Source organism: Pseudomonas sp. PSE1(2024), from assembly GCF_050990555.1.
GTDB lineage: Bacteria > Pseudomonadota > Gammaproteobacteria > Pseudomonadales > Pseudomonadaceae > Aquipseudomonas > Aquipseudomonas aphyarum.
Genome location: NZ_CP158967.1, coordinates 1,579,699 through 1,601,809, shown reverse-complemented (window position 1 = coordinate 1,601,809; position 22,111 = coordinate 1,579,699). Strand labels below are relative to the sequence as shown.

At 61.1% G+C, this 22,111-nt stretch carries 25 protein-coding genes; 13 read left to right on the top strand and 12 right to left on the bottom strand.

What is annotated here, in order from left to right; genetic code table 11:
* Positions 1–11 precede the first annotated feature (11 nt).
* Complete coding sequence (locus tag ABTV87_RS07240; RefSeq protein ID WP_433899186.1) at positions 12–920, top strand: DMT family transporter; 909 nt, start codon at positions 12–14, stop codon at positions 918–920.
* Between the two features lie 57 nt (positions 921–977).
* Here ABTV87_RS07240 and ABTV87_RS07235 read toward each other — a convergent pair whose 3' ends face one another.
* Entirely contained in the window at positions 978–1,841 is an 864-nt protein-coding gene (locus tag ABTV87_RS07235) for a DMT family transporter (RefSeq protein ID WP_221533387.1), read from the bottom strand.
* A gap of 449 nt (positions 1,842–2,290) precedes the next feature.
* Between ABTV87_RS07235 and ABTV87_RS07230 the strand changes: the two genes are divergently transcribed.
* Together ABTV87_RS07230 and ABTV87_RS07225 are read left to right on the top strand one after the other, a co-directional pair.
* Positions 2,291–2,836, top strand: a complete 546-nt coding sequence (locus ABTV87_RS07230; protein ID WP_433899837.1) for a hypothetical protein — start codon at positions 2,291–2,293, stop codon at positions 2,834–2,836.
* Positions 2,833–3,033, top strand: a complete 201-nt coding sequence (locus ABTV87_RS07225) for a hypothetical protein (RefSeq protein WP_085605617.1) — start codon at positions 2,833–2,835, stop codon at positions 3,031–3,033. The genes ABTV87_RS07230 and ABTV87_RS07225 overlap by 4 nt, the downstream gene beginning before the upstream one ends.
* Before the next feature lie 56 nt (positions 3,034–3,089).
* On the opposite strand, the gene ABTV87_RS07220 is transcribed toward ABTV87_RS07225, so the two are convergent.
* Complete coding sequence (locus ABTV87_RS07220) at positions 3,090–4,028, bottom strand: aspartyl/asparaginyl beta-hydroxylase domain-containing protein (RefSeq protein ID WP_433899185.1); 939 nt, start codon at positions 4,026–4,028, stop codon at positions 3,090–3,092.
* 187 nt (positions 4,029–4,215) lie between these two features.
* A complete protein-coding gene (cysK, locus tag ABTV87_RS07215) occupies positions 4,216–5,190 on the bottom strand; it encodes a cysteine synthase A (protein WP_007956517.1) in 975 nt (324 codons plus the stop codon).
* Positions 5,191–5,318: 128 nt separating this feature from the next.
* On the opposite strand from cysK, the gene ABTV87_RS07210 reads away from it, so the two are divergent.
* From ABTV87_RS07210 to ABTV87_RS07200, 3 genes are all read left to right on the top strand, one after another.
* The gene (locus ABTV87_RS07210) at positions 5,319–6,395 is read left to right on the top strand and encodes a DUF748 domain-containing protein (protein WP_433899184.1); all 1,077 of its coding nucleotides are present in this window, start codon (positions 5,319–5,321) and stop codon (positions 6,393–6,395) included.
* 176 nt (positions 6,396–6,571) lie between these two features.
* Positions 6,572–7,417, top strand: coding sequence for an AAA family ATPase (locus ABTV87_RS07205; protein WP_007911294.1), 846 nt, complete (start codon positions 6,572–6,574; stop codon positions 7,415–7,417).
* A gap of 12 nt (positions 7,418–7,429) precedes the next feature.
* On the top strand, positions 7,430–8,608 hold the full coding sequence (locus ABTV87_RS07200) for a vWA domain-containing protein (protein WP_016771218.1): 1,179 nt from the start codon (positions 7,430–7,432) through the stop codon (positions 8,606–8,608).
* Positions 8,609–8,727: 119 nt separating this feature from the next.
* Here ABTV87_RS07200 and ABTV87_RS07195 read toward each other — a convergent pair whose 3' ends face one another.
* The 4 genes from ABTV87_RS07195 to ABTV87_RS07180 form a co-directional block, all read right to left on the bottom strand.
* Positions 8,728–9,645 carry a biotin-dependent carboxyltransferase family protein gene (locus ABTV87_RS07195; protein WP_433899183.1) on the bottom strand — a complete coding sequence of 306 codons (918 nt, stop codon included), beginning with the start codon at positions 9,643–9,645 and terminating at the stop codon, positions 8,728–8,730.
* A complete protein-coding gene (locus tag ABTV87_RS07190; protein WP_221533390.1) occupies positions 9,642–10,346 on the bottom strand; it encodes a 5-oxoprolinase subunit B family protein in 705 nt (234 codons plus the stop codon). Before ABTV87_RS07190 ends, ABTV87_RS07195 begins: the two co-directional genes overlap by 4 nt.
* Positions 10,343–11,095: a 5-oxoprolinase subunit PxpA gene (locus ABTV87_RS07185; RefSeq protein ID WP_433899182.1), complete on the bottom strand. Its 753-nt coding sequence runs from the start codon at positions 11,093–11,095 to the stop codon at positions 10,343–10,345. The genes ABTV87_RS07190 and ABTV87_RS07185 overlap by 4 nt, the downstream gene beginning before the upstream one ends.
* A gap of 61 nt (positions 11,096–11,156) precedes the next feature.
* Complete coding sequence (locus tag ABTV87_RS07180; protein ID WP_179692340.1) at positions 11,157–12,443, bottom strand: MFS transporter; 1,287 nt, start codon at positions 12,441–12,443, stop codon at positions 11,157–11,159.
* A gap of 146 nt (positions 12,444–12,589) precedes the next feature.
* On the opposite strand from ABTV87_RS07180, the gene ABTV87_RS07175 reads away from it, so the two are divergent.
* Positions 12,590–13,504, top strand: a complete 915-nt coding sequence (locus tag ABTV87_RS07175; protein WP_433899181.1) for a LysR family transcriptional regulator — start codon at positions 12,590–12,592, stop codon at positions 13,502–13,504.
* A gap of 81 nt (positions 13,505–13,585) precedes the next feature.
* Here the strand turns inward: ABTV87_RS07175 and ABTV87_RS07170 are convergent, their stop codons facing one another.
* The 3 genes from ABTV87_RS07170 to ABTV87_RS07160 are packed head-to-tail and all read right to left on the bottom strand — an operon-like array spanning position 13,586 to position 15,435.
* Positions 13,586–14,128 carry a DUF2937 family protein gene (locus ABTV87_RS07170; RefSeq protein ID WP_007956487.1) on the bottom strand — a complete coding sequence of 181 codons (543 nt, stop codon included), beginning with the start codon at positions 14,126–14,128 and terminating at the stop codon, positions 13,586–13,588.
* Between the two features lie 13 nt (positions 14,129–14,141).
* Entirely contained in the window at positions 14,142–14,918 is a 777-nt protein-coding gene (locus ABTV87_RS07165; protein ID WP_011332933.1) for a class II glutamine amidotransferase, read from the bottom strand.
* 16 nt (positions 14,919–14,934) lie between these two features.
* Positions 14,935–15,435 carry a hypothetical protein gene (locus ABTV87_RS07160; RefSeq protein ID WP_039772625.1) on the bottom strand — a complete coding sequence of 167 codons (501 nt, stop codon included), beginning with the start codon at positions 15,433–15,435 and terminating at the stop codon, positions 14,935–14,937.
* 99 nt (positions 15,436–15,534) lie between these two features.
* On the opposite strand from ABTV87_RS07160, the gene ABTV87_RS07155 reads away from it, so the two are divergent.
* Together ABTV87_RS07155 and ABTV87_RS07150 are read left to right on the top strand one after the other, a co-directional pair.
* Positions 15,535–17,589 carry a S9 family peptidase gene (locus ABTV87_RS07155; RefSeq protein WP_433899180.1) on the top strand — a complete coding sequence of 685 codons (2,055 nt, stop codon included), beginning with the start codon at positions 15,535–15,537 and terminating at the stop codon, positions 17,587–17,589.
* Positions 17,590–17,804: 215 nt separating this feature from the next.
* A complete protein-coding gene (locus tag ABTV87_RS07150) occupies positions 17,805–18,278 on the top strand; it encodes a cyclic nucleotide-binding domain-containing protein (protein ID WP_007956482.1) in 474 nt (157 codons plus the stop codon).
* Here the strand turns inward: ABTV87_RS07150 and ABTV87_RS07145 are convergent.
* Complete coding sequence (locus tag ABTV87_RS07145; RefSeq protein WP_039772629.1) at positions 18,275–18,559, bottom strand: hypothetical protein; 285 nt, start codon at positions 18,557–18,559, stop codon at positions 18,275–18,277. The genes ABTV87_RS07150 and ABTV87_RS07145 overlap by 4 nt on opposite strands.
* Positions 18,560–18,639: 80 nt before the next feature.
* Between ABTV87_RS07145 and ABTV87_RS07140 the strand changes: the two genes are divergently transcribed.
* The 4 genes from ABTV87_RS07140 (at position 18,640) to ABTV87_RS07125 (ending at position 20,874) form a co-directional block, all read left to right on the top strand.
* Positions 18,640–19,326, top strand: a complete 687-nt coding sequence (locus ABTV87_RS07140; RefSeq protein WP_085605596.1) for a hypothetical protein — start codon at positions 18,640–18,642, stop codon at positions 19,324–19,326.
* A gap of 49 nt (positions 19,327–19,375) precedes the next feature.
* On the top strand, positions 19,376–19,747 hold the full coding sequence (locus ABTV87_RS07135) for a YajD family HNH nuclease (RefSeq protein WP_007944009.1): 372 nt from the start codon (positions 19,376–19,378) through the stop codon (positions 19,745–19,747).
* Positions 19,748–19,944: 197 nt separating this feature from the next.
* Positions 19,945–20,415: an RNA methyltransferase gene (locus ABTV87_RS07130; RefSeq protein ID WP_007958066.1), complete on the top strand. Its 471-nt coding sequence runs from the start codon at positions 19,945–19,947 to the stop codon at positions 20,413–20,415.
* Between the two features lie 81 nt (positions 20,416–20,496).
* Positions 20,497–20,874: a YgaP family membrane protein gene (locus ABTV87_RS07125; protein WP_007958064.1), complete on the top strand. Its 378-nt coding sequence runs from the start codon at positions 20,497–20,499 to the stop codon at positions 20,872–20,874.
* Positions 20,875–20,877: 3 nt separating this feature from the next.
* Here the strand turns inward: ABTV87_RS07125 and ABTV87_RS07120 are convergent, their stop codons facing one another.
* Positions 20,878–22,107 (bottom strand): hypothetical protein, encoded by a 1,230-nt coding sequence (locus ABTV87_RS07120; RefSeq protein ID WP_433899179.1) that lies wholly within the window; start codon positions 22,105–22,107, stop codon positions 20,878–20,880.
* Positions 22,108–22,111 lie beyond the last annotated feature (4 nt).

Sequence of the window (22,111 nt, the reverse complement as noted above, 5' to 3'; positions counted from 1 at the left end):
AGGAGTGGCCCGTGAGCCCTGTCGATATTTTCCGCATGTTGTCGCTGGCTGCCATCTGGGGCGCGAGCTTCCTGTTCATGCGCATCATCGCTCCCGCGATCGGTACGGTTCCGACCGGGTTCTTCCGCGTTTCGATTGCCGCCGTCGGCCTGCTGGTGATCCTCGGGCTGATGCGCATCAGCTGGGATTTCAAAGGCAAGCTCAAGACCGTGATGATGCTCGGTGTGATCAACTCCGGCGTGCCGGCGACGCTGTATTCGGTCGCCGCCCAGGTGTTACCCGCCGGTTATTCGGCAATCTTCAACGCCACCACCCCGTTGATGGGCGTGTTGATCGGCGGTTTGTTCTTCAGTGAAAAACTCACGCTGGCCAAACTGGCCGGGGTGTTCCTCGGCCTGCTCGGGGTGGGCGTGCTGACTCGCGCCGGGCCGGTCGCGTTCGATCTGCAGCTGCTGATGGGCGCGGTTGCCTGTCTGCTCGCAACCACCTGCTACGGCTTCGCCGGGTTCCTCGCCCGACGCTGGCTGGATCAGGCCGGCGGGCTCGACAGCCGTCTGTCGGCGCTGGGGAGCATGCTCGGAGCGACCCTGTTTCTGTTGCCGCTGTTCGGTTACAGCGTCATCACTGCGCCGCCGGTGAGCTGGGGCGGCTGGAGTGTCTGGTTGTCGCTGCTGGGCCTGGGTCTGGGCTGCACCGCGTTTGCCTACATCATTTACTTCCGCCTGCTGAGCTCCATCGGGCCGGTGAAGTCGATGACGGTGACCTTCATGATTCCGCCGTTCGGCGTGTTGTGGGGGGCGCTGTTTCTCGATGAGCCGCTGTCGATGGCCCACGTGTATGGCGGGGTGTTGATCGCCATTGCGCTGTGGCTGGTGCTGAAACCGGCGGCGGTGAAACCGGCAGAAATCGCCACTCGCTGATTTGCAGATGCACGAAGGCCCGGGAGTTTCCTCCCGGGCCTTTTTCATGCGCGGCGGTTACGCCGATTTACGGAACACAAATACCAGACCGACGATGATCAACAGCATCCCCAGCACGCTCAACGCCGCCAGGCGATTGCCGAAGATCAGGTAGTCCATCACCGCCGTCACGGCCGGCACCAGATAGAACAGACTGGTGACATTGACCAGATTGCCCCGCGCGATCAGTCGGTACAGCAGCAACGTCGCCAGCACGGAAACCACCAGTCCCATCCACAGCACCGGCACGATGAAACCGGCGCTGTGCTCGAAGTGAAACGGCTGGAACGGCACGAAAATCCCGCACAGCAGCAGACCGGCCAAGTACTGCACCGGCAGCGTGCCGAGGGGATTGTCGGTGATGCGCTTCTGCATGATCGAGCCGAAGGTCATGCTCGCCAACGCCAGCAGACCGAACAGCATCCCCGCCAGCGACATCCCGGCCAGACCGATGCCTTGGTAAACCACCATGATCAACCCGGCCAATCCCAGCGCCAGACCAAACATCCGGCTCGCCGAGCGCTGCCGCTCCATGATCACCACCGTGAGGATCGGCTGCACGCCCATGATGGTCGCCATCACGCCGGGCGTGACCTTCAGGTCCAGCGCCAGTAGATAAAAAATCTGATAGGCCCCCAACAGCACCACGCCAGTGGCCATCGCATACAGCATCGGCCTGCCGCCCTTGGGCAGTTTCAACTTGAGCAACGGCACCAGCAGCACCAGCCCGCACAAGGCAATCACAAAACGGATCAGCAGAAAGGCAAAGGGCGAAGCGTGGGCCAGCCCCCACTTGGAGAAGATCGCCCCGCTGCTCCACAGCAGAACGAACAGGCTCGTGGACGCCGCCGCGAGCGCGGACTTTTTCGAAAGGACAAACATGAATACCACCTGTAGTCAGGCAAATAGCCAACTCAGCCGAAGCTGAAATTCAGTAGGTTTTTTCAGGCGGGCAAAGGGGTCAGCAGAAAACGCCGATCAGCCCGAAACACCAACGCCCGGCGGTGATACGACTGCGCACACCGGCGTGCTACTGACAGGTGGAGGGTAATGACTGATCTGCACAGGCTGCTGATTCCCGCACGGCACGACGCCAGCGTTGACCGCTGAATCGACTACCGCGTTGATAAGGGATGCAGGCATCTGGGCTGATCTTTTTTGAAGGGTTGAAAGGTGAGTCATACGACTCACGAGCGCCGACTATAACCAGCCCGCGACATGGATTGCAATGACTTGGACAAAGGGCCAGTAGCGACAGGCAGGAGGCAGGCGCATAGGCTCGTTTGCAATTGCAACGACCATTGATGGGGATATGGAATGCGCGAGATCACATGCCAAGGGAACGGAATCATCTGCGGTATCAGTTGTACAAATCGCAAGCCAGGAAGCTTGCCCGCCTTGCCACGACTCAACTCCAGATTGACCTGGAGATGGCTGGCCCCACAACGCTTGACCTTTCGAAAGTACGTTTCGAACCCATCGACTCGTTGGCACTGAGTGCTTTTGAGTGTTGGGAGAGCCCGCATTTTTCATGTGAAGAAGTCATTGGATGGAAAGCGCGCGAACCTCTCGCACTCGATATCGCAATCTGGTTTGAATCTGAACTGTGCGGACTTTGCTTTGCCAACCCGAATAAAAGTCGACAACGCATCCGAATCGTACGACTGGAGGGGCGGCCAAGAGAAACACATCCATTGAAGAACCGTGTTGCACCGCTATCCGTTCTGGCAATTGAGCAATACGCCCGCATCATTGGCAGTAGCTTGATCGAGGCTCAAGAACCATTCCAGGGAGCAATACCAATTTACGAACAACTCGGCTTCGGTTTGGATAACGAGGGTCGCCTTGTCAAAACAGTAGGGAGCCTAGTATTGTGAAAAACGCTCAAATATTGATCAACCAAGGTGGGAATATGCGCAAAGAAATAAAAAAATCCCCCAGAAAGAAAAAAGCGCATGCAATAAGGGGTGAATCTGATCCAACGGTTCTGACAGCCAGTCAACGACGGCTCTTACAGATCATTGCAACCGGCACCGCTATCGATGAACCAAGCTTACTGGCTGGCCGTCCCTGATTCTGAAAACAAAAAACCGCTCAAACGAGCGGTTTTTTTTACTTCGAAATCCAGCCTCAACCAAACAGCCAATACCCCAGCAACGTCAACACCACCACCGCCAGCACCGGTCGCATCACACGGTAGGCCTTTGGATTGCGGCGTTTCCACTGCTTGACCCCACCGCTGAACTTGTCGCTGAAGTTCTTGCTCCACGCGTAAGCCTGGTTGATCCCGCCGACGCGCTCGTCGTCGAGGTTCTGCGGTGCCGTGGCACGGCCCAGCCAGGCGCTGATGAAGCGGTTGATGCGAGTCATCAGGCGATTGCTCAGCGGACGCTCGATGTCGCAGAACAAGATGACGCGGGTCTTGTCGGTTTCGTTCTTGACCCAGTGCACGTAGGTTTCGTCGAACATCACGTCTTCACCGTCGCGCCAGGCGTAGACCTGACCGTCGACGAAGATTCGGCAATCGTCGGAGTTCGGCGTCGACAGACCGAGGTGATAACGCAGGGAACCGGCGAACGGATCGCGGTGCGGGTTCAAATGGCTCCCGCCCGGCAACAGGGCGAACATTGCGCCTTTGACGTTGGGGATGGCACTGACCAGCGCCACGGTTTTCGGGCACAGGGTTTCGGCCGAAGGCAGCGGTTTGTCATACCACTTGAGGTAGAAACGCTTCCAGCCTTTCTTGAAGAACGAGCCGAAACCGGCGTCGTTGTTCTTCTCGGCGGCGCGAATATAACCCTCGTCGAACAGGTGCATCGCCTCGTCGCGAATGGTTTCCCAGTTATCGCGCAGCACATCCAGTTCCGGAAACTTGCTGCGATCCAGATACGGCTTGGACGGCACGCCAGAGAACAGGTACATCAAGGCGTTATACGGAGCGAACAGCGCCGAATGGTTGACGAACTGACGCAGCACCGGCAAACGCGCCTTGCCGCGCAAATGCACATAGAGCGTGCTGCCCAGAAACAGCAACAACACCAACGCCTTGGCGACAAACGGAAAGGTCATCAACAACTCCTTGAAAAAAGACAACACTGCGCAATGTCATTTACCCGACATGGCGGCCGGCCATGATAAACACTACCGGCTCCAGGAAAAACCCGCCCGATTCAGGATTCAGTGTTAAAGATTGCGCAACAAAGCACTTCTTAACATAACGATCCTGAACCTTGGCTGACCTGAATCAACACGCCACTTACTGCTGGTTCTCCTGATCGGTGAACAGATCGCTGAAGAGCATGCTCGACAGGTAACGCTCACCGGAATCCGGCAACACCACGACGATGGTCTTGCCCTGCATTTCCGGAGTTTCCGCCAGGCGCACCGCTACCGACATGGCCGCACCACAGGAAATCCCGCACAGGATCCCCTCTTCCTGCATCAGGCGCAGGGCCATGGCCTTGGACTCGTCATCCGTCACCAGCTCGACCCGGTCAACCATCGACAGATCCAGGTTCTTCGGCACGAAACCGGCGCCGATGCCCTGAATCTTGTGCGGGCTCGGCTTGATCTCTTCGCCCGCCAGCGCCTGGGTAATCACCGGCGAGGACACCGGTTCCACTGCCACCGACAGAATCGGTTTGCCCGCCGTATTCTTGATATACCGCGACACGCCGGTAATGGTTCCGCCGGTGCCGACGCCTGCGACCAGCACATCAATGGCGCCATCGGTGTCGTTCCAGATTTCCGGGCCGGTGGTTTTTTCGTGGATGGCCGGGTTGGCCGGGTTATCGAACTGGGCCGGCATGAAATATTTGCCCGCATCGCTGGCGACGATCTCCGCGGCCTTTTCGATCGCGCCTTTCATGCCCTTGGCAGGCTCGGTCAGCACCAGCTCGGCACCCAGCGCCTTGAGCACCTTGCGCCGCTCGATGCTCATCGAGGCCGGCATGGTCAGCAGCAGTTTGTAACCGCGAGCGGCAGCGACAAAGGCCAGGCCGATGCCGGTGTTGCCCGAGGTCGGCTCGACGATGGTCATGCCCGGCTTGAGTTTGCCGCTGCTTTCGGCGTCCCAGATCATGTTGGCGCCAATCCGGCACTTGACCGAGTAGCCCGGGTTGCGACCTTCGATCTTGGCCAGAATGGTCACGCCACGGGGCGCGATGCGGTTGATCTGCACCAGCGGCGTGTTGCCGATGGAGTGGGCGTTGTCAGCAAAAATACGGCTCATGGCTGGGTCCTTGTGCAGCGTTGAATTCAGCTCTCCAAGGTAAGCCTGTTGCCCCTCTCAGTCCAGTCGGGCCGAACGTCTGCGGCAGGCGGCAGTCAATCGCTTTACACCGTTCGGGATTTGCTGCCATGAAGCGTCGCTACCGCTGGCCGTTGTGGATTCTCGCCACTGTTGTGGTGTTGCTGGTCGCCCTGCACATCGCCCTGCCCTACCTCGTGCGTGACTATCTGAATGACAAACTGGCCAACATGGGCGACTACCGCGGCCAGATCACCGACGTTGACCTGGCGCTCTGGCGCGGGGCCTACAAGATCAACGGCCTGAAGATCGTCAAGGTCGACGGCAAGGTGCCGGTGCCGTTCGTCGATGCGCCGCTGATCGACCTGTCCGTCAGCTGGCACTCGTTGTGGTACGACCATGCGGTGGTGGCGCAGGTGAAGTTCTTCAAACCGCAGGTGAACTTCGTCGATGGTGGGGCCAACAAGCAGAACTCCCAGACCGGTCAGGGCACCGACTGGCGCGCGCAGTTGGGCAAACTGCTGCCGATCACCCTCGACGAAGTTCAGATCAACGATGGCCGCATCAGCTTTCGCAACTTCAACTCAAAACCACCGGTGAACATGAATGCGACCAATGTCGACGCCAGCATCTACAACCTGACCAACGTGGTCGACACCAAGGGCAAACGCGACGCCCGCTTCGAAGGCAAAGCCCTGCTGCTGGGCCATGCGCCGCTGGAAACCAGCGCCACCTTCGACCCGCTGAGCAACTTCGAAGACTTCGAATTTCGCCTGCGGGCCCGGGATATCGAACTCAAACGCATGAACGACTTCGCCTCGGCCTACGGCAAATTCGACTTCAACGCCGGCCACGGCGACGTGGTCATCGAAGCCGCAGCGAACAAGGGCCAACTCAAGGGCTACATCAAACCGCTGCTGCGCGACGTCGACGTATTCAACTGGCAGCAGGATGTCGAGAACAAGAACAAGGGCATCTTCCGCTCGATCTGGGAAGCGCTGGTCGGCGGCACTGAAACCGTGCTGAAAAACCAGGGCAAGAACCAGTTCGCGACCAAGGTCGAACTCAGCGGCAACGTGCACCAGCAAGATATCAGCGCGTTCGAAGCGTTTTTGCAGATTTTGCGCAACGGATTCATCCAGGCCTTCAATGCCCGGTATGAACGGCCGAAGCCGGATGCGGGTTAGCGCACTTGCTCAACTCGCTCTCGGCCGAAACTGAGTCAACATGTGACGCCCCATTCAGAGACTGAATAAGCCGTCTGCGTTCACAGTCGACCGGGCCGCGCGTTATAGTCGGGCATCCGATTATTTCGCCCCCGCCCTGCCCGTTCAGGTCGGCGTTACCGTTCGAGGATTAGCAGATGAAGTTCGAAGGCACCCAGGCCTACGTCGCCACCGATGACCTGAAGCTGGCGGTCAACGCCGCCATCACCCTGGAGCGGCCGCTGCTGGTCAAGGGCGAACCGGGCACCGGCAAGACCATGCTCGCCGAGCAACTGGCCGAATCGTTCGGCGCCAAGCTGATCACCTGGCACATCAAGTCCACCACCAAGGCCCATCAGGGCCTGTACGAGTACGATGCGGTCAGCCGTCTGCGCGACTCGCAACTGGGCAATGAAAAAGTCCACGACGTGCGCAACTACCTGAAGAAGGGCAAGCTCTGGGAAGCGTTCGAGTCTGAAGAACGCGTCATTCTGCTGATCGACGAAATCGACAAGGCCGACATCGAGTTCCCCAACGACCTGCTGCAAGAACTCGACAAGATGGAGTTCTACGTTTACGAGATCGACGAGACCATCAAGGCCAAGAAGCGTCCGATCATCATCATTACCTCCAACAACGAGAAAGAGCTGCCGGACGCTTTCCTGCGCCGCTGCTTCTTCCACTACATCGCCTTCCCCGACCGCACCACCCTGCAGAAAATCGTCGACGTTCACTACCCGGACATCAAAAAAGATCTGGTCAGCGAAGCGCTGGACGTGTTCTTCGACGTGCGAAAGGTGCCGGGCCTGAAGAAGAAGCCTTCGACCTCCGAGCTGGTGGACTGGCTGAAATTGCTGATGGCCGACAACATCGGCGAAGCGGTGCTGCGCGAGCGCGATCCGACCAAAGCCATCCCGCCGCTGGCCGGTGCGCTGGTGAAGAACGAACAGGACGTGCAACTGCTTGAGCGCCTGGCGTTCATGAGCCGTCGTGGCACCCGCTAAGAGGCTGACGCCATGTTGCTCAACCTGTTCAATGAAATGCGTGCAGCCAAGGTGCCGGTGTCGGTGCGCGAGCTGCTCGACCTGATCAACGCGCTGAAACAGCGCGTGACCTTCGCCGACATGGACGAGTTCTACTACTTGTCGCGCGCGATTCTGGTGAAGGACGAACGGCATTTCGACAAGTTCGACCGTGCGTTCGGCGCCTACTTCAATGGCCTGGAAAAGCTCGACGATCACTTGCAGGCGCTGATTCCCGAAGACTGGCTGCGCAAGGAGTTCGAACGCTCGCTGAGCGACGAGGAACGCGCGCAGATCCAGTCCCTCGGCGGTCTGGACAAGCTGATCGAAGAGTTCAAGAAACGCCTGGAAGAACAGAAGGAACGCCACGCCGGCGGCAACAAATGGATCGGCACCGGCGGCACCAGCCCGTTCGGCTCCGGCGGTTTCAACCCGGAAGGCATCCGGGTCGGCGATGCCGGCAAGCGCCAGGGTAAAGCGGTGAAAGTCTGGGATCAGCGCGAGTACAAGAACCTCGACGACTCCGTGGAGCTGGGCACCCGCAACATCAAGGTCGCCCTGCGCCGCCTGCGCAAATTCGCTCGTCAGGGCGCGGCGGAAGAACTGGATATCGATGGCACCATCGACCACACCGCCAAGGACGCCGGCCTGCTGAACATCCAGATGCGCCCGGAACGGCGCAACACGGTGAAGCTGTTGCTGCTGTTCGACATCGGCGGCTCGATGGACGCCCACGTGAAGATCTGCGAGGAACTGTTCTCGGCCTGCAAGACCGAGTTCAAGCATCTGGAGTACTTCTACTTCCACAACTTCATTTATGAATCCGTGTGGAAGAACAACATGCGCCGCACCTCCGAGCGCACGTCGACCCAGGACCTGCTGCACAAGTACGGCGCCGACTACAAAGTGATCTTCATCGGTGACGCGGCGATGGCGCCCTATGAAATCACCCAGGCTGGCGGCAGCGTCGAGCACTGGAATGAAGAGCCGGGTTACGTGTGGATGCAGCGCTTCATGGAGAAGTACAAGAAGCTCATCTGGATCAATCCGTACCCGAAAGATACGTGGGGCTACACCTCGTCGACCAACATCGTGCGGGACTTGATCGAGGATCAGATGTATCCGTTGACCCTGCGCGGGCTGGAAGAAGGGATGCGGTTTCTGTCCAAGTAAGCGGATCGTTCCCATGTCGAGGCGTCGAACCGTCTGCGTGGGAATGCATCAAGTGACGCTCTGCGTCACTGGGACGCGGAGCGTCCCGGGCGGCATTCCCACGCGGAGCGTGGGAACGATCAAGTAAAGCGCTTCAGATATTCGACATGCTCCCGGTATGCAACTTCTTGCACCACCGGGCGCAATCTGACCTTCGCTCCCGGCAGACACTGTGCCAACCGGGCCAGCGCCAACGGCGTCAACGCTCCCAATCGCGGATAACCGCCAATCGTCTGCCGATCATTGAGCAACACGATTGGCTGTCCGTCCGGTGGCACCTGCACCGCGCCCAGCGGAATGCCCTCGGAAATCATCGGTTTGCCCTGATACTGCAACGCCGTGCCCAACAGACGAATACCCATGCGATCGGCACGACTGTCCAGCGTCCAGGCGCTGTTGAATGCATCGAACAGGCTCTGCCCGCTGAACTGACCGATCTGCGCGCCCAACACCAGATCGAGCGGCGCGTCGAGGCGCAGGTCCGGTCGATGCTCCGCCGGGACCTCACGCACCAATAAGGTTTCGCCCTGATAACTCAGCGAAGCGCCCTTGGCCAATGGCAAGCCAAAACCATCGAGGCCACCGAGCTCCTCGCGTACCACCGTGGCACTGCTGCCCAGCACTTTCGGCGCACTGAAACCGCCGGGCGCTGCCAGATAGGCCCGAGCCCCGAGCAACGGCTGGGTGAACTTCAAGGTCTGTCCTTTGCGCAGTTTGAAACTGCGCCACGGTGCCAGCACTTCACCGTCGAGCTGCGCGCCAAGATCGGCGCCAGCCAATGCCAGCAAGCAATCTTCTTCAGCCACCACTGTGAACCCGCCGAGGGTGATTTCGATCACCGGCAAGTCCAGGCCATTGCCCAGCAGCCAGTTGGCCCAGGCCATCGACCGCCAGTCCGCCGCGCCGCCCTGGGTCACGCCCAGATGGCGCACCCCAAACCGCCCGGCATCCTGCAACAGGCACAGCGGCGTGCTTGCTTCAATCGTCAGTCGGCTCATGCCAGGGCCTCCAGAGGCGTGTCGTCACCGCCGAGACGGATGAATTCGGCATGGCTCACCGCTTCGAAACGCACGGTATCGCCGGGCTGCATGAGGCTGTAGCCATCGCGTTCACGGTCGAAAAGTTTTGCCGGCGTGCGGCCGATCAGGTTCCAGCCACCGGGAGACACCACCGGATACGCCGCTGTCTGCCGCTCAGCGATGCCGACGCTGCCGGCGGCGACTTTCTTGCGTGGCGTATTCAGACGCGGTGCTGCCAGGACTTCTTCCACCAAGCCCATGAAGGCAAACCCCGGTGCGAATCCGAGCGCGAACACCTGATATTCACGGGCGCTGTGACGGCGGATCACTTCTTCCACCGACAAACCGCTGCGTTGCGACAGCAGGCTCAATTCCGGTCCGACGCTAAGGTCGTACCACACCGGTAGCACATGACACTGGCCGCCGGTGCGCGCATTCGGCGACAGGTCGATCAAGGCTTCGGCGATCAATTCCCGAGCCTGATTCGGGTTCAACGCGGTCAGGTCGTAATGCACCATCAACGTGGTGTACGACGGCACCAGATCGATCAGATGTGCGCCGAACACCGCGCGCAGCCGCTCGCTGGCGGCGAGCATCCACGGCATGTTGGTTTCGGCGATTTCATCAAACAGGCGCAGCATCAGGCAATCCAGCGCCACCACTTCCACCCGCGGATTCATGGCGCGCTCTGCTCGTTCAGGGCCTGACGAATGCGCTGCACGGCCGCCACTGAACTGGCGTTGTCACCGTGCACGCACAGCGTGTTGGCTTGCAGGTGCAGCGCGCTGCCGTCGCTGGCGGTGAGGTTGTCGCCACGGGCGATGGTCAGCGCTTGCCCGATGATGGTTTCGGAATCGTGGTGCACCGCGCCGGGGAGTTGTCGCGAAACCAGTCGGCCGGCGCTGTCGTAGGCGCGATCGGCGAAGGCTTCGAACCACAGGGTCACGCCGTATTCGTCACCGAGTTGTTGCGCGGCAGTGTTGTCGCGGGTAGCCATCAGCATCAGTGGCAAGGTCCGGTCGTAAGCGGCGACTGCCTGGATCACGGCCCGCAACTGCGCCGGGTTGGCCATCATGTCGTTGTACATCGCGCCGTGGGGTTTGACGTAACTGACTTTGCCACCCTGGGCACGGCAAATGCCGTCGAGGGCGCCGATCTGGTAATGCAGGATGTCTTGCAGTTCCTGTGCGGTGTAAGCCATGGAGCGACGGCCGAACCCGACCAGATCCTGATAGGCCGGATGCGCGCCGATCTGCACGCCGTGGCTCAGGGCCAGGCTGACGGTCTTGCGCATGATGCCCGGGTCGCCGGCGTGAAAACCGCAGGCAATGTTGGCGCAATCGATGAAGGGCATGACTTCCGCGTCCAGACCCATGGTCCAGCTGCCGAAGCTCTCGCCGATGTCACAGTTCAATAGCAGGCGGCTCACGGTGAACACTCCTGTAGCTGATGTCTTTTTATGCTGTAGGACAGTTGTCGCAGGTTATCAGTTACTGCGCGTCCAGTTGCTTGCCACGGGTTTCCGGCAGGCTCAACGCCGCGAGGATCACTACGCCGTAGGACACCGCCGCAAAGGCACCGATGCCTACGCTCAGCGGCACTTTCTGGCTGAGCAGCCCGATCAGCAGCGGGAACAATGCCGCCAGCGCCCGGCCGATGTTGTAGCAGAAGCCCTGCCCCGAGCCACGAATCCGGGTTGGAAACAGCTCGGTGAGAAACGCCCCCATGCCACTGAAAATTCCCGAGGCGAAAAAGCCCAGCGGGAAACCCAGCCACAACATCACGCCGTTGCTGACCGGCAATTGGGTGTAGAGCAGAACGATGGTGAACGAGCCGACCGCGAACAGGATGAAGTTCTTCTTGCGGCCCAACAGGTCGGTCAAATAGGCGCTGATCACATAACCGACGTAGGAACCGATGATCACCATCGCCAGATAACCGCCGGTGCCGAGTACGCTCAAGCCGCGTTCGTTCTTCAGAAAAGTCGGCAGCCAGGAGGTGATCGCGTAGTAACCGCCGAGGGCGCCGGTGGTCAGCAACGAGGCACGGATCGTGGTGAAGAGCATGCCGGGGGCGAAGATCTCGTAGAACTTCGACTGACTGTCCGGAGTTTGCTTGGCTTTGGCTTCGCGGTAGATCTCCGGATCTTTCACCAGACGGCGGACGAAAATCACGAATACCGCCGGCACTATGCCAAGGATGAACAGTGCGCGCCAGGCGTCTTCCGGTGGCAATACCGAGAACAGCAGCGCATAGAGAATCGCCGTCAGGCCCCAACCCAAGGCCCAGCCGGATTGCACCATGCCCACCGCTTTACCGCGGTCTTTGGCCCGGATCACTTCACCGATCAGCACCGCGCCGGCGGTCCATTCACCGCCGAAACCGAAGCCCATCAGGGTTCGGGCGATCAGCAGTTGTTCGTAGTTTTGGGCGAAGCCGCAAAGGAAAGTGAAGAAGGCAAACCACAGCACCGTCAATTGCAGGGTGCGCACGCGGCCGATGCGGTCGGAGAGAATCCCCGCCACCCAACCGCCGATGGCCGAGGCGATCAAGGTGCTGGTGTGAATCAGGCCGGCTTCGCCGGTGGTGATGCCCCACATCGCGATCAGGGTCGGCACCACGAAGCTGAGCATCTGGGTGTCCATGCCGTCCAGACCGTAGCCGATCTTGCAGCTCCAGAAGGTCCGGCGCTCCTGCTGATTGATGTTGCGATACCAGTCGAACGGGCCGGGACGGGCCGCAGTCTTGGGGAGGTCGAGGGTGTCGGGCGCACTCATGGCATGTCTCCGCAGGCTTTTATTGGTCTTGTTCGAAGCTCCGACGACGCCTATCGTGGGAACCGGATGCGTCGATTCTTGGGTGCGTCACCCGGTCGCGTCCAACGAATAAAAACCCGCCCAAGACATAAGAAAAATTTGTTGCCATGAACCTGAAGTTTCTCGAAACCTTCGTCTGGGTCGCCCGGCTGAAAAGTTTTCGCCTGACCGCCGACAAGCTGTTCACCACCCAGGCCTCGATCTCCAGCCGGATCGCGGTGCTCGAAGGCGAGCTCGGGGTGAAGCTGTTTCTGCGTGATTCACGCGGCGTCAGCCTGACGCCCGAAGGTTTGAAAGTGCTGGACTATGCCGAGCAGATGCTCGACACGATGCAGGCGCTGAAGCAGTCGATCGAGACCCGTTCGAGCAAGGTCGGCCGGGTACGGATCGGGGTGATGGACACGGTGATCCACACCTGGCTCAGCCCGTTGGTGGCACAGATGACCGATCTGTACCCACGGGTAGAAATCGAGCTGGTGGCGGATACCTCGCTGAACCTCTGCGATCAGCTGCAAAAAGGCTTTCTCGATCTGATCCTGCAAACCGATCTGGTGCGCCAGGAAAGCGTGCGCAGCCTGGAGCTGGCCAGCCACCCCATCGGCTGGATCGTCGCCAGCAATTCGATCTACAACCGCGACTACCAAAGCCTCGCCGACCTGGCGCAGGAACGGATCATCACCTACTCGAAAAACTCCCGGCCGCACCAGGACATAATGACGCTGATGCAGGCCCAGGGCGTGCTGGCGCCACGGTTGAACTGTGTGAATTCGGTGTCGGCGATCACCCGGCTGTTGCGCGACGGGTTCGGCATTGGCGCGTTGCCGCCAGTGTTGGTGGCCGAGGAGCTGGCGCGGGGCGAACTGACCCTGCTCGACATCGAACAGCGCCCGCCGAATCTGCAGGTGGTGGTGTCGTGGCGGGTCGGTGTGGAATGGGTCGAGGAGATCGTGACGCTGTGTCAGCAGGTGCTGGAGGGGTATGCGCGCAAGGTGGGCGAGAACTACGTCGTGCTCGCCCCTTGATCGTTCCCACGCTCTGCGTGGGAATGCAGCCCGGGACGCTCCGCGTCCCTCGCAAGCCCAGCGCGGAGTATCCGTTGAGGCTCAGAGCCCGCGCACATCCCGGTCTTCGATCGGCCGGCTCTGGCGCAGGCGCTTGCCGCCCAGCACCACCCAGTCGATCAGACGGAACAGGCATTCAAGACCGAACGACAACAGCAGCGCGCCGCTCATCCCCCAGATCATCGCTTCCGGCGTCAGCAGGATCTGGTAGCTGTAGCCATTCCAGGTTTCCTTGCGGATGTCCGGGTCGGCGGCCAGCACCACTTGCAGGAAGCGGATGTACCAAGGGCCCTGCATCGCCTGGAATTGCTTGTCCAGCGCCAGCTGACGGTTGAGCAAGGTGCTCAGGCTGTCGGCATCGCTGCGAAACACCGGGTCTTCGCTGGCACGGTAATGGGCGACCAGTGCCTGGATGTCACCCTTGAAAAACTGCTCGGCGGTGCCCTGGAAGCCGCGCAGACCGGTCTGCGCCTCAATCAGGTGCGCTTCGACCCGCTTGGCGTAATCGTTGATGAAGCCCGGCACCTGGACACCGATCAACAGGCCCGCCGCAAACAACACCAGCCGTAGATAACTGAGCAACATGGGGGTGCAATCCTTATTCGGTCGTGCCCTGGCTTACGCATTCGCCGCGTCGCCACAGGCTCCATTGGCCCGGTTCGTAGCGGGTCCAGGTTTCGTTTTCAGTCAAAGGTTCGGTGGCAATCACCGTCACCACGTCGTTGGGCGTGGTTTCGGCCTGGAAGTCGACAATCACATCGACGTCCTTGAGCCGTGCCGGACCAAACGGTGCGCGTCGGGTGATCTGCGCCAGTTTGGTCGAGCAATAGCAGAACAGCCAGTCGCCGTCGCTGAGCAGGCAGTTGAACACGCCTTTGCTGCGATATTCGGCGCAGGCCGCGACCAGATCCGGCAGCAGCACTTCTATATCGACCGGTTCCGGAAACGCTGCACGTACGCGGTTGAGCAAATCGCAGAACGCCGCTTCGCTGTCGGTATCGCCGACCGGGCGGTAGAAACTCTTGATCGGCGAGAAGTCGGCGAGCTGGCCGTTGTGCGCGAAGCACCAGTTGCGGCCCCACAGTTCGCGGACGAACGGGTGGGTGTTGGACAGGCAGACCTTGCCGACGTTGGCCTGACGGATATGACCGATGACCACTTCACTTTTGATCGGATAGCGCTGCACCAGATTGGCCACTTCCGACTCGCTGCTGGCCGCCGGGTCCTGGAACAGGCGCAGCCCACGACCTTCGTAGAAGGCAATGCCCCAGCCGTCGCGGTGCGGGCCGGTGCGACCACCGCGCTGCATCAGCCCGGTGAAGCTGAACACGATGTCGGTCGGCACGTTGGCACTCATGCCCAGTAATTCACACATGTGCGGACTCTCGTGATTACAGACGCGGCTCGACCCGCATGCGCTGCGGATTGCTCGGCACCGGCGGGCGACCGTAGCGGTCATCGCCCGCGCCGCCGAATGGTTGATCGGCGTCCCGCTCGTCATCGGCCCGGGCCGCTGCGCGGGCGGCTTCAGCCTGCTCTCGGCGGGCCTTGGAGGCGCGCTCGATCGGCAGGCGGATCAGCACGAAAATCAAGTACAGGCCGAACGCGATCATGGCGTACATGAGCAATTCGGAAATCGCGCGCCAGGCGTTGTTGCCGACCTTGAACGCCAGATCCAGCGCGGTAATGGCGATGGCCGGGGCGAATTTTTCCTTCACCGGGTCAATGATGGTCGGGCTGAACAGCAACACCGCCATCAATACACGCAGCGGCTCGCGCAGCCAGCGCCACATCCAGCGGGTCATGCGCATCCACACCAGCAGGCAGCCCACGGCGGCAAAGGCGTAAAGGCCCCAGGCGATCAGATAGTCGTTCTCGGTCATGGTGTCCATGGCAAGGCAGGCAAAGAGGCGCTTATAGTAACGACTTTTCGCACGTCAGGCTTCCCCGCCGTCCGTGCGGCCCTTATTTGTCATGTCCGAGAGCTTTCCATGCCCGTATCCGCCAACGTCATCAGCGCCCCGATTGCCCACAAGGCCGCCGGTCACGACCCGTACGCCTGGCTGCAGGAACGCGACACCGACGCGGTGCTCGACTACCTCAAGGCTGAAAACGACTACCAGCAGGCGCAGACCGCCGATCAAACCGAGCTGCGCGAAACACTGTTCGAAGAAATCAAGGGCCGGATCCTCGAAACCGACCTGTCCCTCCCCTCGCCATGGGGCCCGTACCTGTATTACACCCGCACCACAGCGGGTGACGAATACGCCCGTCACTACCGCTGCCCGCGCCCGGCCGACGACAGCCTGACCCTCGATGAAAGCCGCGAACAATTGCTGCTTGATCCGAACGCACTGGCCAACGGCGGCTTTTTCTCCCTCGGTGCCTTCAGTATTAGCCCCGATCACCAGCGTCTGGCCTACAGCGTCGATGCCTCGGGCGACGAGATTTACACGCTGTTCGTGAAGGAATTATCCAGCGAACGCGTCAGCGAACTGGAATTCCAGGACTGCGACGGCAGCATGACCTGGGCCAATGACAGCCTCACGCTGTTCTTCGGCGTGCTCGACGACACCCATCGTCCGCACAAACTGTTCCGCTATCGTCTGGACGGCACCGCCGCCGAAGAGGTCTTCCACGAGCCGGACGGGCGTTTCTTCCTGCATTGCTACCGCGCCAGCTCCGAGCAGCAATTGCTGTTGTCCCTGGGCAGCAAGACCACCAGTGAAGTCTGGGCGCTGGACGCCAATCAGCCGCAGCAGCCGTTCACTTGCCTGGCGCCACGGGTCGAGGATCACGAATACGACGTCGATCACGGCAAGCTCGATGGCGAATGGACCTGGTTCATCCGCACCAACCGCGACGGCATCAACTTCGCCCTGTACCAGGCGCCGGACACCGGCATCGCACCCAGCGAAGCCGACTGGCAGAACCTGATTCCGCACAGCGATTCGGTGATGCTCGATGGCGTGACCCTCAACGCCGAAGCCCTGACCCTGAGCCTGCGCGAAGGCGGGCTGCCGATCATCGAAGTTCGCCCACACGGTCTGGCGCCTTATCGCGTGCAATTACCGGACGCGGCCTACAGCCTCTATGTGCAAAACAGCCTTGAATTCGAAAGCGACCGCATTCGCCTGCGCTATGAAGCGCTGAATCGTCCGGCTCAGGTTCGGCAACTGATCCTCGCCACCGGCGAACAGACCGTCCTCAAGGAAACCCCGGTGCTCGGCCCGTTCGACGCCGACGCCTACGTCAGCCAGCGCCTGTGGGCGACTGCGCCGGACGGCACCCAGGTGCCGATCAGTCTGGTGATGAAACGGGAAATGGTCGGCAAAGCGGTGCCGCTGTACCTGTACGGTTACGGCGCCTACGGTTCGAGCCTCGACCCGTGGTTCTCCCACGCCCGCCTGAGCCTGCTGGATCGCGGCATGGCGTTCGCCATCGCCCACGTGCGGGGCGGCGGCGAGCTGGGCGAAGCCTGGTATCGCGCCGGCAAGCAGGAACACAAGCACAACACCTTCAGCGACTTCATTGCCTGCGCCGAATTCCTGATCCTCAACGGCATTACCACCGCGCCACAACTGGCGATCAGCGGTGGCAGCGCCGGTGGACTGCTGATTGGCGCAGTGCTCAACCAGCGTCCGGATCTGTTCGGCGTGGCGATTGCCGAAGTGCCGTTCGTCGATGTGCTCAACACCATGCTCGACCCGGATCTGCCGCTGACCGTCACTGAGTACGACGAGTGGGGCAATCCGGAAGAGCCGGAGGTTTACGAGCGGATCAAGGCCTACGCGCCGTACGAAAACGTCACCGCGCAGGCCTATCCCGCAACACTGGTGATCGCCGGCTACAACGACAGCCGCGTGCAGTATTGGGAAGCGGCCAAGTGGGTGGCGAAGTTGCGCGCGACCAAGACCGATAACAATCCATTGCTGCTCAAGACCGAACTGGGCGCCGGCCACGGCGGCATGAGCGGGCGTTATCAGGGATTACGTGACGTAGCGCTCGAATATGCATTTGTTTTCAAGGTTCTGGGCATTGCCTGAGGAACTCCGCCGGTCACTTGGGTCTTAATTCCAGACATTAAGAGCCGATACACATAGAACCCTGTGGGAGCGGGCTTGCTCCGGGCGGCGATCCGACGAAGAGGCCGTCAGCTTCAACATTTTTGCTGACTGACACTACGTCTTCGCGGGCAAGCCCGCTCCCACAAGGAATGTGCAACGCGCGGAAACCGTGAAAACAAAAAGACTGTGACGACATGTCAGAACCGACCTTACTGAACAACGAAATCCGCGACTGGCTGATGGACTGCGGCCTGTTCGATCAATTGCAGCTGGCGGATTTTGCCGCTGCCTCGGGCTACTTCAGCATCAGCACCGTGGCTGAAGGCGAAGCGATCTTTCGCGAAGGCGATGCCGGCAGTTTCATGTGCATCATCCACACCGGCCAGGTGGCCGTGCAGAAAACCGGTGGCGACGGCCAGGTCGTGACCATGGCCACCCTGCGCAGCGGCCGGGCATTCGGTGAAATGGCCGTGCTCGACGGCGAGCGCCGCTCGGCGACTTGCGTGGCGGCGAGCAACTGTCAGTTGCTCAACCTCGGCAAGGATTCGCTGGAAAAAATGCTCAACGACGCACCGAAGATCGCCGCCAAGATCATCCGCGCCCTCGCCGTTTCCCTGTCCAAACGCCTGCGCATGGCTGACGGTCAACTCGCCGCCCAGCAGATCTAGCCTCCCGGGGATTTGGGTTTGCTGTCGTTCTGTTCGAGGCCCGGCAATGGCTGATCCTTGGTCGGCGGGCTGGGCATTTCGATCGGCACCAGCGGCGGGCCGCCACTGCCGGGACCTGCCTTGGGAATCGGCACCGGGCTGATCTGCGGATACGGGGTTGGCGTCGCCGTACCGGGCGAACCCGGCTGCGGTGTCGGGCTGACGGGAATCGTCTGTTGCGCCTGTACGGCAGTTATCGAGAGCGCGGCCAGGGTAATGACCGTTAGAATGGTGCGCTTCATCAAGGGCTCCGTTGGCCTGAAGTCTGCCTTCAGGCTACTCCCAACGCGCCGGCTTGCCTTCCCCCCCTGTAGAGATTTCCATGAAACGTTTCGTTCTGCTCGACACCACGCCGATCCCTGACAACGGCGGCGCCCTGTGCCTGTTCGAGTATGGCGAGGATTTCGTCATCAAGATCCAGGGCGGCGACGGCGGCCAATTGATGAACACCCGCATGCACGGTTCCGAAGACGCGCTGGCCGAGATCCCGTGCCGCAAGGTCGCCGGCCGGCCGGACTCGCGGGTGCTGATCGGCGGCCTGGGCATGGGCTTCACCCTCGCCTCCGCACTCAAGCATCTGGGCAAGAGCGCCGAAGTGGTGGTCGCCGAGCTGGTGCCCGGTGTGGTCGAGTGGAATCGCGGCCCGCTCGGTGAAAAGTCCGGGCGCCCGCTGCTCGATCCGCGCACGGTGATCCGTCAGGAAGACGTGGCCAAGGTGCTGCAAAGCGAGCCGAACGGTTTCGACGCGATCATGCTCGACGTCGACAATGGCCCCGAAGGCCTGACCCAGAAGGCCAACAGCTGGCTGTATTCCGCCGCAGGCCTGGCCGCGTGCGCCAAGGCGATGCGGCCCAAAGGCGTGCTGGCGGTGTGGTCGGCCAGCGCCGACCGGCAGTTTTCCGACAAATTGAAGAAGGCCGGTTTCAAGGCCGAGGAAGTGCAGGTCTTCGCCCACGGCAACAAGGGCACGCGCCACACGATCTGGATTGCCGAGAAGCTCAAGGGCTGAGCTAAACTTGCCTCATAACCGTCATTAGTCTTTTTACAAAGGTGAACCCATGAGTTCGTCCACCCCGACCAACACTTCGAAGCTGGATCGCATCCTCGCCGACAACCAGCGCGACAAGGAAATGGGCTACCGCGACAAGGCCCTGAAGATGTACCCGCACGTGTGCGGCCGCTGCGCCCGTGAGTTTTCCGGCAAGCGCCTGAGCGAGCTGACCGTGCACCACCGCGACCACAACCACGACAACAACCCGCAGGACGGTTCCAACTGGGAACTGCTGTGCCTGTACTGCCACGACAACGAGCACTCGCGCTATACCGACCAGCAGTACTTCGGCGAAGGCTCGCTGAGCACGCCGAAAATCGCCAAGGCCACGCACAACCCGTTTGCTGCCCTGGCCGGCCTCATGAAAAAAGAAGACTGATCCCCCAACTCTGATCGTTCCCACGCTCTGCGTGGGAATGCAGCCCGGGACGCTCCGCGTCCCAAAGCGGACGCAGAGCGTCCATTGAGGCATTCCCACGTAGAGCGTGGGAACGATCAGCACCGCAGATCCTGAATCTGCCCGCCCTCCCCCAATCCCCGTATAATCGCCCTCTTTTTCCCGAAGGCACCCCGCTCGTGGCAGACAAACGGTACAGCTGCATTGGTTTGTATAACCCCAAATCACCGGAAAACGTCGGTTCGGTGATGCGCGCCGCTGGCTGCTACGGCGTGTCGACCGTGTTCTACACCGGCAAGCGCTATGAGCGCGCCGCCGACTTCGTCACCGACACCAAGCGCGTGCACTACGACATCCCGCTGATCGGCATCGATGACCTGAAAAAGATCCTGCCGCTCAACTGCGTCCCGGTCGCCGTGGAACTGGTCGACGGCGCCCGCCCGCTGCCGGAATACACCCACCCCGATCGCGCCCTGTACATCTTCGGCCCCGAAGACGGTTCGCTGGATCAAGAGATCCGCGACTGGTGCGAAGACGTCGTGTACATCCCGACCACCGGCTGCATGAACCTCGCCGCCACGGTCAACGTCGTGCTTTACGACCGGATGGCCAAAGGCCTCAACACCCGCTCCGGGCCGAAATTCCGCTGAAACGCCGCACATTAGATGGAACGAGCTGACCGCCTGCGCAGTCAGCTTGTTTATCGATTACTCATTGCCTGGAGAAAGATCATGACCGAGCTCAAACGCGTCGAGCGTATCGAATCCACCCCGTTCCAGAGCCGTTCCGAGCAGAACGTCGAAGGCTGGGAGCGCATCGGCTCGCTGGCCGGCGGCGTGATCATGGTCGGCAAGGGCCTGCGCCGTGGCGGCGTATTCGGACTGATTCAGGTGGCGATTGGCGGCGTGGCCATGGCCCGCGGCATCACTGGTCATAGCTCGGTGAAAAGCCTGCTGGAGAAAAGCCGTCAGGACATGAACAACGTCCGGGCGAAGATCGAGCGCGCCGGTGAGGAGCTGAGCAAGCTCAAGGCCAATGCCGAAGCGGCAACCAAAACCGCCACCGTGACCGGCAATGACTCGGTGAAATCGCCGAAAGCCGGGGTTTGACCGCTACCGAAGCAACCCGGTATCAAGGACTTTGGACGACTCGCCGAGAATGCTTTCGGCGAGTTGCACGAACTCTTTGGTGTCCACCGTCCCCAGATGCATCGCCCCGCGCAGCACGTCATCCAGCGAGCGCTTGTTGCGGGTCTTCAGGCGAATCTCGCCGTCCAGCTCCTGTAACAACAGCACCGCTTTCGATAGCTGCGCCGGGCTGATCTGCTCGCCGCGCAGGGTCGTGACCTTCTGGCTGTCCTTGGCCAGTTTCGCCTGTAACGCCTGATAACGCTCGTCGCTCATCCCCCCGGCACGGCGCACCAGTTCGATCGAGTAATACTCGGCAAACCCCTCGCTGATCCAGTCGCTGCGCTGCTCGTCGTTGATCCGTCCGAACACCTGCGCCAACTCGCGCACCAGTGCGCTGCTGCCGCTTTCGCTGACCAGCGGCAAGCGCGTGTTGAGGTAGATCGACTCCCGTGCCGCCAGGCTGCCGCGCCACATCGGGTCGTTGGCACCGACAATCAACAGTTTGCTCGGATGCCGCGGAAACACCGCCTGCACCTGCGGCCAGACGAACGTCAGCAGCGTCAGCACGTCCATCCGGCGCATGCCCTGCCCTTGCGGCGAGGCCACGGTGACTTCGGTTTCCCCCAGTCGGGTGCGACGGCTGCCGAGGTGGCCGGCGAGCATCCAGCCGGTCGGGCGGTCGAACAGGCGTGACGGATTGTCGATGCGGAATTTGTTCTTGCCGATGCGCGGCCAGGCGGTTTCGACGCTTTTCCAGCCGTCGGGCAATTCGAAGTGCAGGCGCGCGACCAGTTCGATGCCGTCCTGCTGATCGAGCCTGGCCGGCGGCACCAGTTCATCACCGCGCATCAGCGCCCAGGTCGGGGTCATGCGCGTGTCGAAGCTGCCGTTCTTGCGGCCGTGGCTGATGCGTACGCGGTAGGTCAGGCTGGCCTTGTCCGCCGTCGGGCGCCAGACCCCTCGCGCCGGTTTGCCCGGCGTCAGTTGCCATTGGCCGTCGGCCTTGAAGTCGCTGTAATGGCTGCCATCGCCGAGATCGAAATCCAGGCTGCGCACTGCTTCGCCCTTGGCGAGGGTCAGGCGCACTTCGGCCTGATCGCTCTGCGGCAGCAGGCGTACCTGATAATCCAGATCGACTTTCTTTGCCGCCCACACCGGCGCACTCAGCGCCAGCAACGTGACGATCAGCGCCCGGCGCAATCCCGTCGCCATACCT